Source organism: Alcaligenes sp. Me129 (genome assembly GCF_050487245.1).
Lineage (GTDB): Bacteria > Pseudomonadota > Gammaproteobacteria > Burkholderiales > Burkholderiaceae_B > Alcaligenes > Alcaligenes phenolicus.
This window is the reverse complement of sequence record NZ_JBKQGX010000030.1, coordinates 1-14,752: the sequence shown is the minus strand read 5'-3', so window position 1 is coordinate 14,752 and position 14,752 is coordinate 1. Positions and strand designations below refer to the sequence as shown.

10 protein-coding genes are annotated in these 14,752 nt (G+C 57.4%); 8 read left to right on the top strand and 2 right to left on the bottom strand.

Annotated elements, in window-relative coordinates; translation table 11 throughout:
* The first annotated feature begins 34 nt into the window (after positions 1 to 34).
* From ACLPGZ_RS19145 to ACLPGZ_RS19130, 4 genes are all read left to right on the top strand, one after another.
* The gene (locus ACLPGZ_RS19145) at positions 35 to 643 is read left to right on the top strand and encodes a TRAP transporter small permease subunit (protein ID WP_179136468.1); all 609 of its coding nucleotides are present in this window, start codon (positions 35 to 37) and stop codon (positions 641 to 643) included.
* 11 nt (positions 644 to 654) lie between these two features.
* Entirely contained in the window at positions 655 to 2,331 is a 1,677-nt protein-coding gene (locus ACLPGZ_RS19140) for a TRAP transporter large permease (protein WP_239055698.1), read from the top strand.
* Positions 2,332 to 2,355: 24 nt separating this feature from the next.
* Positions 2,356 to 3,378: an XdhC family protein gene (locus ACLPGZ_RS19135; RefSeq protein ID WP_429641851.1), complete on the top strand. Its 1,023-nt coding sequence runs from the start codon at positions 2,356 to 2,358 to the stop codon at positions 3,376 to 3,378.
* Between the two features lie 188 nt (positions 3,379 to 3,566).
* Positions 3,567 to 5,051 carry an NAD(P)H-hydrate dehydratase gene (locus tag ACLPGZ_RS19130; protein ID WP_257112360.1) on the top strand — a complete coding sequence of 495 codons (1,485 nt, stop codon included), beginning with the start codon at positions 3,567 to 3,569 and terminating at the stop codon, positions 5,049 to 5,051.
* Between the two features lie 3 nt (positions 5,052 to 5,054).
* Here ACLPGZ_RS19130 and ACLPGZ_RS19125 read toward each other — a convergent pair whose 3' ends face one another.
* A complete protein-coding gene (locus tag ACLPGZ_RS19125; protein ID WP_239054617.1) occupies positions 5,055 to 5,978 on the bottom strand; it encodes an EamA family transporter in 924 nt (307 codons plus the stop codon).
* Positions 5,979 to 6,132: 154 nt separating this feature from the next.
* Between ACLPGZ_RS19125 and ACLPGZ_RS19120 the strand changes: the two genes are divergently transcribed.
* The gene (locus ACLPGZ_RS19120) at positions 6,133 to 7,737 is read left to right on the top strand and encodes a phospholipase D family protein (protein WP_035273666.1); all 1,605 of its coding nucleotides are present in this window, start codon (positions 6,133 to 6,135) and stop codon (positions 7,735 to 7,737) included.
* 92 nt (positions 7,738 to 7,829) lie between these two features.
* Here ACLPGZ_RS19120 and ACLPGZ_RS19115 read toward each other — a convergent pair whose 3' ends face one another.
* Positions 7,830 to 11,438 (bottom strand): BTAD domain-containing putative transcriptional regulator, encoded by a 3,609-nt coding sequence (locus ACLPGZ_RS19115; RefSeq protein WP_239054616.1) that lies wholly within the window; start codon positions 11,436 to 11,438, stop codon positions 7,830 to 7,832.
* 191 nt (positions 11,439 to 11,629) lie between these two features.
* Between ACLPGZ_RS19115 and ACLPGZ_RS19110 the strand changes: the two genes are divergently transcribed.
* The 3 genes from ACLPGZ_RS19110 (at position 11,630) to ACLPGZ_RS19100 (ending at position 14,444) form a co-directional block, all read left to right on the top strand.
* Positions 11,630 to 12,376, top strand: coding sequence for a GntR family transcriptional regulator (locus ACLPGZ_RS19110; protein ID WP_009464020.1), 747 nt, complete (start codon positions 11,630 to 11,632; stop codon positions 12,374 to 12,376).
* Between the two features lie 178 nt (positions 12,377 to 12,554).
* Entirely contained in the window at positions 12,555 to 13,448 is an 894-nt protein-coding gene (locus ACLPGZ_RS19105; protein WP_035273671.1) for an MBL fold metallo-hydrolase, read from the top strand.
* A 21-nt stretch (positions 13,449 to 13,469) separates the two neighbouring features.
* Positions 13,470 to 14,444, top strand: a complete 975-nt coding sequence (locus tag ACLPGZ_RS19100; protein ID WP_009464016.1) for a Bug family tripartite tricarboxylate transporter substrate binding protein — start codon at positions 13,470 to 13,472, stop codon at positions 14,442 to 14,444.
* The last annotated feature ends 308 nt before the right edge of the window (positions 14,445 to 14,752 follow it).

The window sequence follows — 14,752 nt, the reverse complement described above, 5'->3', positions numbered from 1 at the left end:
CAACTAACTTCAACGCAGAAAATCTGGGGGATTGATGCAATCTTTACTCAAACTATCCAGGGCGATCGACAGCCTGAATCAGCTATGTGGCCGGGTGGTCATGTGGGTGGTTTTGCTGGTTGTCGTGATCAGCTCTTATAACGCCATCGCGCGCAAGTTCTTTGACTCCAGCTCCAATGCCTGGCTGGAGGTGCAGTGGTATTTGTTTGGCGCCTTGTTCCTGCTGACGGGCGGCTATACCTTCTTGCGCAATGAGCACGTGCGTGTGGACGTGCTGGCCTCGCGCCTGTCCGAGCGCAAGCAGATTGTGATCGAAGCCATGTGTGTGGTGCTGTTCATGCTGCCGGCCTGTATTGCCATCATGGCCTTGTCCTGGCCGGTGTTCATGGACTCCTATCTGACTCAGGAAGTGTCCTCTAATTCCGGCGGCCTGATTCGCTGGCCCGCCAAATTGATTATTCCCATCGGCTTTGCCCTGATTTCCTTGCAGGGGATCTCGCACCTGATCAAGTGCATTGGTTTCTTGCGCGGTGCCTGCCCCAACCCCAACAAGAAGTTGCAGGAAAAATCGCCCGAAGAGCTGCTGGCTGAAGAAATTGCTCGGCAAGCCGAGGCCAAGTTAGCGCATCAACACAAAGGCTGAACCAGATCATGATGGATTTATTTGTCGCCAATATGGCGCCAGTGATGTTTGCGTCACTGATTGTTTTCTTGCTGCTGGGCTTTCCGGTTGCCTTTGCGCTGGCCGCCAACGGTATGGTGTTCGGTCTGATCGGTGTGGAAATGGGCCTGTTCAACTGGTCCCTGTTCCAGGCGCTGCCGCTGCGAGTGTTTGGCATCATGGCCAACGATACTTTGCTGGCCATTCCCTTCTTTACCTTCATGGGGCTGATTCTGGAACGCTCCGGCATGGCAGAAGACCTGCTCGATACGATTGGTCAGCTGTTTGGTTCCATGCCTGGCGGCCTGGCCATTGCCGTGGTGTTTGTGGGTGCCATGCTGGCTGCAACCACAGGTGTGGTGTCAGCCTCGGTGATCTCCATGGGCCTGATCTCCTTGCCCATCATGTTGCGCTACGGTTATAGCCGCAGACTGGCCACGGGCGTGATTGCCGCTTCAGGCACCTTGTCGCAGATTATTCCGCCGTCGCTGGTGCTGATTGTGCTGGCTGACCAGTTGGGCCGTTCGGTAGGCGATATGTACCGTGGTGCCATGGTGCCTGGTCTGGTGCTGACAGGCGCTTATCTGCTTTACATCCTGATTCTGGCCGTGCTGCGTCCCAAGGATGTGCCACCGATTCCTGCCGAACATCGCACTTATTCGGAGGCCAATGGCCGTTCCGGTGCGCGCTCCTTGTGCGTGTTGCTGTTGATCTCGCTGGTGGCCGGTTATGTCTTGGACGAATTTTGGGTTGATCCCAACGGCCCGGTAGATGAGAAGGTCATTATCTGCATCTTGCTGGTTGGTGGTGTGGCTTTCGTGCTGGCCCTGATCAACAAATGGCTGAAGCTGGGCTTGCTGTCGGTGCTGGCAGAACGCGTGGTGTTTGTGATGATCCCGCCCCTGGGCCTGATCTTTCTGGTGCTGGGCACCATTTTCCTGGGTATTGCCACCCCCACGGAAGGTGGTGCGATGGGCGCAGTCGGTGCCATTCTGATGGCGGTCAGCCGTCGTCGTTTGAGCACCGATCTGCTCAAGCAAGCCATGGATACCACGGCCAAGCTGTCCTGCTTCGTGATGTTCATTCTGATCGGTTCCACCATCTTCTCGCTGACTTTCCGTGGCGTGGATGGCGACTTGTGGGTGGAGCACCTGCTGATTGACCTGCCTGGCGGCGAATATGGCTTCCTGATTCTGGTCAGTGTGCTGGTGTTTGTACTGGCCTTCTTCCTGGATTTCTTCGAGCTGGCGTTCATCATCGTGCCTTTGCTGGGGCCGGTGGCCGACAAGATGGGCATCGATTTAATCTGGTTTGGCGTGCTCTTAGCCGTTAATATGCAAACATCCTTTATGCATCCACCATTTGGCTTCTCACTATTTTATTTACGCTCGGTGGCGCCCAAGGATGATTACATCGATAAAGTGACCAAGAAAAAGATTCCGGGTGTGGCCACAGGCGACATTTACTGGGGCTCCGTACCGTTTATTTGTATCCAGATCGTGATGATTGCTGTGGTGCTGTTGTTCCCTGGCATGGTGACGCATTACAAGGGAACGGGCGCCCAAGTTGATCCCAATACAGTCACGATCGACATGCAGGACGAGTACGGTGCTGACCTGAATCCGTTTGATGATTCGGGCGAGGGTGGCGGTATGCCGGTATTCAAATAAACACAGGAAAGACTGGAGACACATATGGAGAGCCTGGATGTCAGGGTATTGCGCCAGTTGCACGAGTGGCGCGCACAAGGACGTGATGCCATTTTGGTTACGGTTGTGCAGACCTGGGGCTCGTCCCCCCGTCCAGAGGGCTCCATCATGGCTCTGGAAAAAAGTGGGGCGGTGGTCGGGTCGGTCTCGGGTGGTTGTATCGAGGACGACCTGATCCGTGCCTATCACGACCCCGCAGGGGCGGATAGGCGCCTGCATGGCGATGGCTGTCCTCAGATGCTGACGTATGGCGTCAGCGCGGATGAGGCGCATCGCTTTGGCCTGCCTTGTGGTGGCACGATCCGTTTGCTGGTGGAGTTCAATCCCTGCCCGCAAGCCCTGTCGGAATTGCTGAGCTTGCTGGAGCAGCGCCATCTGGTGCAACGTCATGTGGATCTGCAAACTGGCCGTGCCTGGGGCAGTGCCACCCGTGTTCCGGCTGCCTTGCATTTAAGTCAGGACAGCCTGTCGGTGACTTTTGGCCCGTCCTATCGGCTCTTGCTGATCGGTGGTGGGCAACTGTCCGAGTACGTGGCGACCATTGCCTTGTTCAACGGCTTTGATGTGACGGTCTGCGATCCGCGCAGCGAGCATATTCAAGGCTGGAGCGTAGCGGGTGCGCGTGTAGTTAAGGGCATGCCGGATGATGAGGTCATTGCCTGCGTGCCGGATCGGCGTACGGCCATTGTGGCCCTGACGCACGATCCCAAGCTGGATGATATGGCCTTGCTGGAGGCGCTCAAGAGCAGTGCCTTTTATGTGGGGGCGATTGGTTCGCGACGTAATAACCAGAGCCGGCGCGAACGCCTGGCCGAGCACTTTGATCTGACGGCCGAGGAAATCGACAAGCTCAAAGGTCCGATTGGCTTGTATATAGGTAGCAAGACCCCGGCAGAGATTGCCGTCAGCATCATGTCCGAGATCATTGCGATCAAGAACGGGGTGGAGGTACCGCGTGAGCTGTCCGTCGGCTCTGTCAAGGATAGACAAGAACAGCCGTCGGCCTAGGTGGTGGCTGTTGCGACAGTTCTGCATTCAGACTTTTCGCACTAAGATAAGAGAACGGGCGGCGACCCGTTCTTTTTTTGTCTCCGGGCCGCCCAGGACCTGACGCCTTCTGTCTTCAGCAGGCCGCCAGCGGGTGACCAGCCCGTGCAGCGTAGGGACGTTTTGATTTCTGCCTTTGTGAGCCTGCCATGCCCTTTGTGTCCCAATATGGTTTTTTGCCCCTGAGTGCCGCGCCCGGAAAACAGGCCCTGTACAGTCCGGCACAGTGCGCCAGCATGGATGCAGCCGCTCCGGCTTTCGGGGTATCCATCGAGCAATTGATGCAGGCCGCTGCCAGTGCGGTGGCGCGTACCGTGCAGCGCCACTGGCCGCAAGGAGCGGTGCTGTTCTTGTGCGGGCCGGGTAATAACGGTGGAGATGCTCTGGTGGCGGCGCAGATTCTGCGCGAGCAGGGGCGGGTGGTTTCCGTGTTCAGTCTGGTGGACCCGTCTGTGCGGCAGGGAACGGCAGCTTGGGCGCAAACGCAATGGCAGGGTCGCTGGGAAAGCCAGTGCCCGGACTTTCGACGCTTTTCCGTGGTGGTGGATGGTTTGCTGGGAGCAGGCCTGGATCGTGATGTGGAGGGTGAGACAGCCGCCTTGATTCAGGCTTTGGCGGCTTCCAAGGTTCCTGTATGTGCCATTGACGTGCCATCGGGCCTGGATGGGGCCAGCGGGCAGGTGCGCGGTGTGGTTGCCCCTGCCACGGTAACAGTCAGCTTTGTGCGCTACAAGCCGGGCCATGTGCTGTATCCGGGCCGTGCCTTGTGCGGCAAGCTTGAGCTGGCCGAAATCGGTATGCCAGCGCCGGCCTTGCAAGAGGCCAATACCTGGTTGAATGAACCTGCCTTGTGGCAGGCTCATCTGCCGCAGTTGGGCGCCCAGAGCCATAAATACACGCGTGGGCACGCTTTGGTGGTCGGGGGCGAACGGATGACCGGAGCCAGCCGTCTGGCGGCTCGTGCAGCACAACGCGCAGGAGCCGGACTGGTCAGCATGGCTGTGCCGCCCTCGGTCTGGTCGGTGTACGCCGGTGCATTGGACAGCATCATGGTGGCCCCCTTGGATGACACTTTGGCCACGGACGAGCGCATTCGCGCCTGGCTGGTGGGGCCGGGTGCGGGACTGGGTGAGCAAACCCGTCGCCTGACTTTGGCTTTGCTGGCAACGGGGCGACCTTGTGTTCTGGATGCGGACGCCATCAGCAGCTTTGCAGCACAGCCCCAGGAGTTATGGGATGCCTTGCATGAGCAGTGCGTGTTGACCCCTCACGCGGGCGAGTTTGCCCGCGTTTTTGAGGAAGCGCCGGATCGCCTGGAGGCAGCGCGACTGGCTGCTACGCAATGTGGTGCCGTGCTGGTGTTGAAGGGAGCAGATACTGTTATTGCCGCGCCCGATGGGCGGGCCTTGATCAATGCCTGCGCACCGCCGTGGTTGGCCACCGGGGGCAGCGGGGATGTATTGGCGGGTCTGGTCTGCGGCTTGCTGACCCAAGGCATGCCTGCTTTTGAAGCGGCGGGGGCGGCTGTCTGGCTGCATTCACAGGCCGCCCTGGAGTTTGGTCCCGGATTGATCCCGGAGGATTTGATAGAGGTGCTGCCCCGTGTTTGGCAGCGCCTTCTGTCCAGAGCCTGAGACTTACTTGCGTGGGGCGCGCTGGTAGGCCAATGCCACAATCCCGCTCAGCACCACCGCGCCACCCAGCAATTGGGTGGAGTTCAAGGTCTGCTTCAGAATCAGCCAGCCCAGAATCAGCGAGGCCACCGGCTCCATATTCATGAAGGGCGCATTGCGTGTCATGTCCAGGCGGGGAGCCAGCACAAACAGGGTCACAAAGCCCGTGGTGTACAGCACACAGACTAGCGACAGGGCAATCCAGCCCACAGCGTCGTGGGGCAGCGAAGAGCCACCGGGCAGCAGTCCCAGAGGGCTAAGTGCAATCAGGCAGACCAAAGTTTGGCTGATGGTACAGAAACTGCGTACCAGGCCGGGCAAGGGTGCCAGTTTATTTTCTGTAATCCACAGGCCAATCGCAAAGGTCAGGGCGGTCAGCAGGCTGCACACCACGCCCAGGACCCACTGCCCATCCAGCGTTGCGCCCTTGATCAGACTGGGAGCGTCCAGCGCCAACAAGAGGCCGATCAGAATTGCCACCATGATGATGGAGGTTTTGCGCGTGGGTTTGTGCCCGCCCAGTATCCAGGTCAGTAGCGCCAGCAGAATCGGGTACATATTGGCCACCAGCAAGGCCAAGGCGACGGGGATACGGGCAATGGAGGAATAAATCAGCATGCACTGCATGGTGATCAGCCCGCCCAGCATCAGTTGCCAGCCCAGATACTGACGGGGCACATACAGGGCTTGCTTGCGCCAGATCAGCAGCATGCTCAAGGCCAGGGTGGCCGCGGCCGAGCGAAAAATAACCGAGATGATTAGCCCGGTGCCATGGTCCAGCGCCACTTTGGCCGCGATATGGTTGGCGGCGAAGGAGCTGCCCAGCATTAACAGCAACATAATGGCAAGGTGACGGGGCAGTAAGGCGGGGGATGTTGCGGCGGGCATGCTACTTTTATTTCAAGTTTAAAGAATGGGCGGATGCTTTATTGTTGTCCGCCCTGTCACTTGCTGCAAGTATTGATTGCGAAACATGCCCAGGCTTGGCCCCGAGGGCGGTGCTACTATGTTGAGCGATGTCCATGTCCACAGAGATGCCTTCATGAAAATCGACCCCGCTAAAAAGCCGACGATTCCTCGTTCTACGGGACAAGCGCCGTCCTTTTTCTGGCGCAGCTTGATGGCGGGTGGGGCCTTGCTGGCTGGCCTGACAGGCTGTGCCCTGCCTTCGCTGGAAGGACGTAGCCAAAGTGAGGCTTTGCCGCTGGATCAGGCCAAGGAGACCATGATTGGCCAGGCTGTGGCCCCCATGGCCCAGGAGCATCCCGGTCTGACAGGCATTTATCCCTTGTTCGATCCGCACGATGCCTATGCTGCCCGTGCCTTGTTGGCCTTTGCTGCTCAAAAAACGCTGGACGTGCAGTATTACATCTGGCGGGGCGACACCACCGGCACCTTGATGCTGGGCACCTTATTGCAGGCTGCCGAGCGTGGCGTGCGTGTGCGCTTGTTGATTGATGACAACGGCATCACCGGGCTGGATGATATCTTGGCCGCTCTGAACGCTCACCCCAATGTCGAGGTACGGCTGTTCAACCCCTTTGTGCTGCGCTGGCCCAAGCCTTTGGGTTTTCTAACGGACTTTTCCCGTCTGAACCGGCGCATGCACAACAAGTCTTTCACCGTGGATAACCAGGTCACCATTATTGGTGGGCGCAATGTGGGCGATGAGTACTTCGGTGCGACTCAGGACGTCTTGTTTGCGGATTTGGACGTGATGGCAATTGGCGCGGTGGTGCAGGACGTCTCCAAGGATTTTGACCGTTACTGGGCCAGTCAATCGGCCTATCCGGTGGACAGCCTGATCAAAACGGGTGGTTCGGAAGCTCTGATGAAGTTTCAGGCCAAGTTGCAGGAAGCCGAAGCGCAACCACGCGCCAAGGATTACCAGCAGGTGCTGCGTGAGTCGGACCTGGTCAGCCATTTGGTGCGTGGTGAGCTGGATTTCCAGTGGGCGCGGACCACCATGATCAGTGATGATCCGGCCAAGGCCTTGGGCCCGGTCAACCCGGAGCAATTGATGGTCTGGCAAATGGACCATGTGCTGGGTAAGCCCACCAGCCAGGTGGACCTGGTGTCCTCGTACTTTGTGCCTACCGCTGCAGGTGTACGGGCCTTTGAGGACATGATGAAGCGGCCTGGCATGAAGGTCCGTATCCTGACCAATTCCCTGGCTGCAACGGACGTGACGGCCGTACATGCAGGCTATGCGAAACGACGTAAAGCCTTGTTGGAAGCCGGGGTGCAGTTACTGGAGCTGCGGCCCACCATGGACAAGCCTACGCGTCACGGCTCCGGGCCTTTTGGTAGCTCGGGTTCGGCTCTGCATGCCAAGACCTTTGCGGTAGACGGCAAGCGCCTGTTTGTGGGCTCTTTTAATTTCGATCCGCGTTCGGTCAATTTGAATACGGAGCTGGGCTTTATTATCGAGAGCCCTGAAATGGCGCAAGCCCTGTCCAAGAGTTTTGAGGACGTCCTGCCTTACCGCAGCTATCGTGTAGAACTGGATGAAAAGGGTGATCTGGTGTGGATTCAGTTGAACGAAGACGGCACCCAGCGCTTTTTCACCTCCGAGCCGAATGCCAGTATCTGGCGTCGAGCCGGGGTAGGCGTCTTGTCTATCCTGCCGATCGAGTGGCTGCTTTAAGCCGATTCAATTATCGGTAGCGGATCTGAAATGCCCCCAAGGAGTCAGCTTGATCCTTGGGGGCATTTTCTTGTCGTTACGGGTTTTATTGACTAGACCTTGAGCTTTTGCACGGCCTGTCGGCGTGTCTGAATCCAGTCTGCGTAGCGATGCAAGCCATGTTTTTCCATGTGTTGCTCGGCCAGATTCCACTCCTGCAAGGCTTGCGCGTTCTCGCCCAGCGCCATCCAGGCGTCTCCGCGCACACAGTGCAGCTCGGTGCCCAGACTATTGGTGTCATAACGCAGACCTTGAGCGGCAGCCTTGTCCAGCCAGGGCATGGCTTCATTGCTGCGACCCAGACGTATCATGGCGCGAGCAATGCGGCTCATCAGGCCATCGGTGCTGATGGGTAGACCGTACTGTGCGATCTGTACGCAATCGAGCAGGGACTGCAGGCTGGTTTCTCGGCCTTGCAACATCACTTGGCAATAGTGCAGGTACGAGCGACTAAGTGCAGACCAGGGCTCGGGGTTATGCGATTTTTGCAGCTCTTGCAAGGACAGCTCGGCCACTTGCTGACAGTCTTCCAGCTGTTCCATCAGGTAGTAGGCCTGCATGACGAACAAGTGCGTAATGGCGCGCAGTGAAAAAGCGGTATCCACACGCAAGGATTGCAAGGCCAGATGGACATGCTGCTGAGCGGCATCCATATTGCCTTTCAAGGCCAGGGCGACGCTCAGGGTTCCAAAGGTAATGGACTGAGGAAAGTGCTCGGCAATGGCCTGACGACCGTTCTGCTCCTTCAGGTCATCAAAGACGGCCAGGCTCAGGTTCAGCGTCTGGATGGCATTGGTGACATTCCCTTTCCACAGCTCGTGCTGACCAATGGCGTACAAGGCCCAGCTGCGGTTCTGATCGTGGCTGGTTTCATTGGCCAGAGCCAGTAACTGGCGCGCTTTTTGCAGGGCTTGCTCGAAATTGCCCTGGGCTTGAAAGGCTGTCCAGGCTGTCCACAAGCTGATCATGACCTGATCCGAGTCATGCTCGTCATGCAGCTCATGGCCCAGCTCGTAGGCCATGGCTGTAGAGGCGGAGGCGGGGCCGTACAACGAGGACTCAATCGCGCCTTGCAACATGCGACATTCAAATTGCAGGGTTTGGCGAACCTGCAAATCTTCAATCAATTCGCTGCGGTTCAAGGAGCGCTGCAAGTATTGGCTGGCCTGGCGCAGGTCGTCCTGTGCTAGCGCTTCGCGGGCCGCACGCTGCCACCAGAAGGCGGCTTCCGGACTTTCCGCTTCGCACAGATGCAGGGCAATGTACTCGGGCGCGTGACGGCGGCGTATGCCGTGCTGGGCGATGGCGTAGTGGGCCTGACGCAGTTCTTCCTGCATCGCTACACGTTCCAGTGCCTGGGAGACCAGCGGCAGACAGGAGACATGCTTGTCATGCACATCGATCAGATCCAGCGTTGCCAGCGTGTCCAGTCCACTGCTCAAGGCGGTGTTTTCCAGGCGCAGCATCAGAGCCAGCTCGTCGATGGAAATAGGCTGTGCCTGCAAGGCGATGCTGGTCAGGATGTGGCGTGTTGCGGGCAGGAGGCTGTGGTACTGGGTGCAGACCAGGTCAGTCAGGCACAAAGCATCGCTGCATTCACTATTGAGCTCATGGCAGCGCAGCAGCTCGTTGGCATGGCCCGGATTGCCTGCGCTTAAGCGGACCAGGCGGCTGCGTTTATCGCGTGCCAGCCTTTGCCCCCGTTGGCCGCTTAACAGGCTGTTGATGCTGGAGCGATCCAGTGTACGCAGGCTCAGGTGCTCGGCACGTTCCAGTCCATGACCGGGTTTGCGGCTGGTCGTCAGCAGCAAGGTCGGGTGACGCGGTGCCGTGTGCGCCAGCAAGCGGATCAGGCGCTGGGTAGGCGGGTCGGCCCATTGCACGTTTTCAATTATCAGCAAGCGACGGCGTGGTGAATTGCCTGGGCCGCTGAGCAAATTGAACAATAAGTCCATATGAGCCGTGGAAGGCTCGTTCAGGTCTTGCTCGTCCGGGCCGCTATTTAGCCATTGATGCAGGGACTGGGCCTGTTTGGGGCTGATCTCCAGTGCCTCTTGCAAGGTTTGCACGGAGAAGGGATCGCGCTGCTTGCCGTTTTGCGCGGTGAGGTAATCGGCAATCTGCTCGTGCAGCCAGAGGCGAATCGGATGCCAGGCCACACGACGCTTGTCTTCACGACAATTGAGCACAATGCAGTGGTGGGCGGTTTTCTGCACATAGTCCGCCAGAGACTGCACCAGCAGACTCTTGCCGATATGAGCCCGACCGTGAATGGCAATGTGATGCAAGGCACGGTTGGGACCGATATGCGACCAGGCTTGCACCAGATGGTCGAACTCTTGCGAGCGGCCATAGACACGGCTGGTTAAACGCGTAGGGTCTGCGTCGGAAGGGCTCAGATTCAGCCACAGCGCTTCGCTCTGGCGGCCCAGCGGGCCTTGCACATCCTTGGTGTCTAGACGCAGAGCGGCCTGCACGCTGATACGTGGCGTGCCGGGGCTGGCTTCCCAGCTCAAGGGCAGCACCACTTGTGCCAATTGGCCCCAGGGATCGGGGTAAGCGCTTTGATCGTCCATGGCCAGATCGGCGTGGAGGGCGATGCTCAGCTTGACGTTTTCATCCATGCGCAAGGTTGCCGCAACCCGTGCCAATGCGGCTGCTTGCGCAACGGGCGACTCCAGCAACTCGGGATAGCCAAAGTAGGCAATCAACTGATTGGGACCGGCCTCACAGGGCCAGCCGCCATGCTGTTCAATCAAGGTTTGCAAGGTCTGGCGACATTGTTCCAGCAGATGGCCGCCGCGCTCACGAGCATGCCGGTGACCGGGCTCAAAGCGCAGGCAAAAGCCGACCGCGGCCAAGGGGCGCAGGCGCAGGGAGACCATCGTGGGTAAGGATTTGGCAGGGCTGATCGAGCGTGCCGGCAAATCCACCAGACTGCGTGTCTGGGCACTGGGTTCGCAACCCAGGCGGTCGGCCAGCAAGACCGAGCACTGCTCGTAGGCGTGCAGGGCAGCTTCATGCTGGCCTTCCTGTTTCAGCAGCCGAATCAGCTCTTGATGCAGTTTTTCTTCTTCTGGCCAGATCAGGAGCCAGCGTTTAAGGTAACTGATTGCTTGCGGCGTAGGCAGTGTGCTCAGGCCAGACTGTATGTAACGGTCACGGCATTGCGACAGAGTTTGACGAATGTTTTGCTGTGTATCCTGCAACCAGTCCTGTAACTGCTCGCCATGGTGCAGTTTTACCTGCCCTAGCAAGGGGCCTTGATACAGGTTCAGGCGCTCCAGATCGTTAAGCGATGGCTGACTGGGGTGTTGCAACAGGCTGAGCACATCCACCTGGGTGTGGCTGGGGTCCAGGGCCAGGGTGTCATTGGTAATGTGCAGGGCCTGATCACACCCCTCAAAGGCGCGGCGCAAGGCGTGCAGCGCGTGGCGTAAACGAGCGCGGCCCACACTGATGGGGTCTTCATGCCAGATCGTTTCAGCCAGACGGCTGCGACTAATCGGCTTGCCCTGGGCCAAGGCCAACATGGACAATAAAATACGCGCTTTATCGTAGTTAATGATTTGTGCGCGGCATTGTCCTTTCACCAGGAGTCGGTAGGTACCGAGCAGGTAAATTTGGGCCAAGTGCGAGGCGGAGGAAGGCAAAACATCCATGGGCTCGGGCTCGTATCAAGAGTTAAGCAATGATTGGGATAATGTATCCGATCCGTTTAATTTTCGTTTACCAACTTTTGCAAAAATAAACGCTTTGCTTGTTCAAGATTAAACCTTTTTGGGATATCTCCGGCTTAACTCATCGCAGGCTATGATGTGGACTTGTCACTTTCCTGTGCTTGCCTCTTGGTATGGTCGATCCCACACGTTCATCGCTGCGCAAACAGTCCAAATTGCCTCTGTCGCTCAAGGTGAAATATACCTTGCGAGCGCGCCTGGAGCGTGGCGAATGGCCGGTAGGCACGCGTATTCCCACGCTGGAAGAGTTGATGCAGGAGTATGGCGTCTCGCGCGCTACCGTGCGGGCGGCGCTGGATGAGCTGGAACACGAAGGCCTGATCGAGCGCACACGCGGCAAGGGCACGTTTGTGATTGGCGACGTCGCGCAAGACCATTGGCTGATGTTGCCCACCAATTGGGATGCCTTGATTGAACATCTGACGCGTCTGGATTCGGTCATGGTGGAGCTGGGCAATGGTCTGGGAGCCTTGCCCATTGAAATTACCGGGCAGTCCTTGCCCGATGAGTATTGGTGGACCAGCCGTGTGAATTACGCTGATGGCGTGGCTTACAGCCTGAATACGGTCTACGTGTTGAATACTCTGGCCCAGACCTTGCAACCGGAATTAAGTCAGGAGCCAGTGCTGCTGGTGCTGAATCGTCTGGCTCGCGAGCAGATTCATACTATTCGTCAGACACTGACCGTACGGGTTGCCGATGCGGATTTAGCACGCCATTTGAATATGGACATAGGCATGCCTGTGGTGCGGGTAATTCGCCTGATTGTGAACCGTGCAAATCAACTGGTTTATGCGGCACAGGTCTTTTATCCCGCTAAATATCTCAGCATTCAGACCGAGCTGACCCCCGGCCTTTAAGACTGCCATCCCAGGCGCGCTGCGCCTTTACGACACTCCTAGGTAAAAACACCAAGTTATGCCGCTGGATAGCGAGGTGTACACTTTTTCCATAAAGTCCTAAAAATAGAACTTTATGACTTTATAGGGAAGGCACTGTTCTGGTGCTGGATGTTTTTATTGTTTGGAGGAGTTTTACGTGAAGATAACCATGCTTGGCACCGGCGCTGCGTTGCCAGATCCCGATCGTGCTCAGTCGTCCATTTTGGTGACGCTGGAGAATGGCAAGAATTATCTGTTTGATTGCGGCGAAGGGTCCACGCGTCAGATGGTGAAGGCCAATATCAATCCAGCCGATGTGCCTTGGGTGTTTTTAAGCCATCTGCACTATGACCACGTTTGCGGTCTGCCTTTTTTTGTACTGTCCAGCTGGGTTTTTAACCGTGAAGGCAAGCTGAAGGTTTTTGGCCCCAAAGGCACGCAGGATTTTGTGGATCATTCCTTTGAGAATGGCGCGTTCCGGGTGGATATTCAGGCTCGTGCGGCTTATCCGGCTCGTCAGAAAAATATTGAAGCGGTGCGCCCCGAGGTCTTCGAGGTGGAGCCAGGTCTGATGTACGAGGACGAGGACGTCAAAATCTACATTGATGTGGTGGACCACATTCCTAGCGAAATTACGGACTGCTTTGGTATTCGTATGGAGGCTGAAGGCAAGGTTGTGGCGTTCAGTGGCGACACGGCTCCGTGTGAGTCCATGATTCGCCTGGCGCAGGATGCGGATCTGCTGATACATGAGTGCACTTTTCCGGAGTCTTTCCTGAAGCATCGCGCGCAGTCAGGGGTAGGGACGTTTGCCCATACCAGTCCTTTGCAGTTGGGTGAGATCGCTCGTAAAGCCAATGTGAAGAGTTTAGTGGCCACGCATTTTGGACATTACGACTCCACCAGTCCGGTGATTAAACGTGCGGCGGGCAATCATTTGCCGGTTGATTTGATGGGGCCGGAGCGTCTGGATGAAGTGGCTCGGGATATTCGCAAAAGCTACAAAGGCGATTTGCGCTTGGCAACGGATTTGATGCGCATAGACCTGTAAAAGGCGCGCGGGGGAGACAAGATGCAAGCAATTAAAAAGACGGTGGTGGGCCTGGTGGCTGCGCTTGGTCTGGCTGCGGCAGGTCCGGTCTGGGCAGATTATCCCGATCACCCTGTGCGAGTGGTGATTCCTTACCCTCCAGGAGCGGCGGGTGACATTATTTTCCGTATCTTGCAGCCCGAACTGTCGAAGGAGCTGGGGCAGACGGTAATTACGGATTACAAGACCGGCGCGGGCGGCAATATTGGCACGCAGATGGTGGCGCGCTCCAAGCCGGACGGCTACACCTTGCTGTTTTCAGCCACCAATAATTTTGTGATCAATCAGTTCTTGTACAAGAACATGGGTTATGACCCGTTCAAGGATTTGTATGTGATCAACAAGGTGGCGGATGCGGCGGCTTTTGTTTATGTGAATGGGGATTTGCCGGTCAAGAACATGGCTGAATTCCGGGATTATGTTCAGCAGCGCAAAGGGCAGGTGAATTACGGGACGCCAGGAGCAGGCACAACGCCGGAGCTGTCGGCCTGGAAGTTGTCCGAGGCCCTGGAGGGCGACATGTTGGGCATTCATTACCGAGGCTCGGCGCCGGGGATTCAGGCTTTGTTGAGCAATGAAGTGCAGATGTTTGTCAGCAGCTATGGTTTGGGGGCGGCTTTTCTGCCTGAAGGTCGTTTGAAGGCCTTGGCAGTGGCCTTGCCAGAGCGCTTCCCGGCTTTGCCTGATGTCCCCACGATGGAGGAGCTGGGCTACAAGGACGTGGTGATCAGCAACTGGTGGGCGTTGGCTGTTCCTGCCGGGACGGAGACGGAGATCGTGAGCAGGATTGAAGGGGCTTTGGAGAAGGTTCTGGCTGATCCGGCTATTCGCAGCAAGCTGCTGGATCAAGGGTATTTGCTGTCCAAGGTTTCTGCCGAGGAGTTTCGGAAGGGACTGCCTGCGGAGGCGGATTATTGGCACGATATCGTGACTAAGGCTGGGATTAGTTTGGATTGATATGTCGCTTGAGTACAGGGTTGGCGTGATTGGGATTGAGTGTTTTGTCGAGCCTTGTATGCGAGGGTTTATTTGAAGTGGGAGGGGAGCTGACAGAAAGGGGCTTTCTTCTGGACGTGCTGTTTGGGCTTTGCGTGGGAGCGGTGGATAGTTTTCTTGTGGGGCCCGGGTACGGCTTGTCTTGGCGGGTCTCTTGCCCACGCTGCGCGTGGGTTCCCTTGTCAGAGTGCCGGGGCGGGCGGGTCGTGAACTCGGAGCGCGGTTTGTCCCCCGGACAAACCGCAAGCGTGCTCCTCAAACAGCACGCC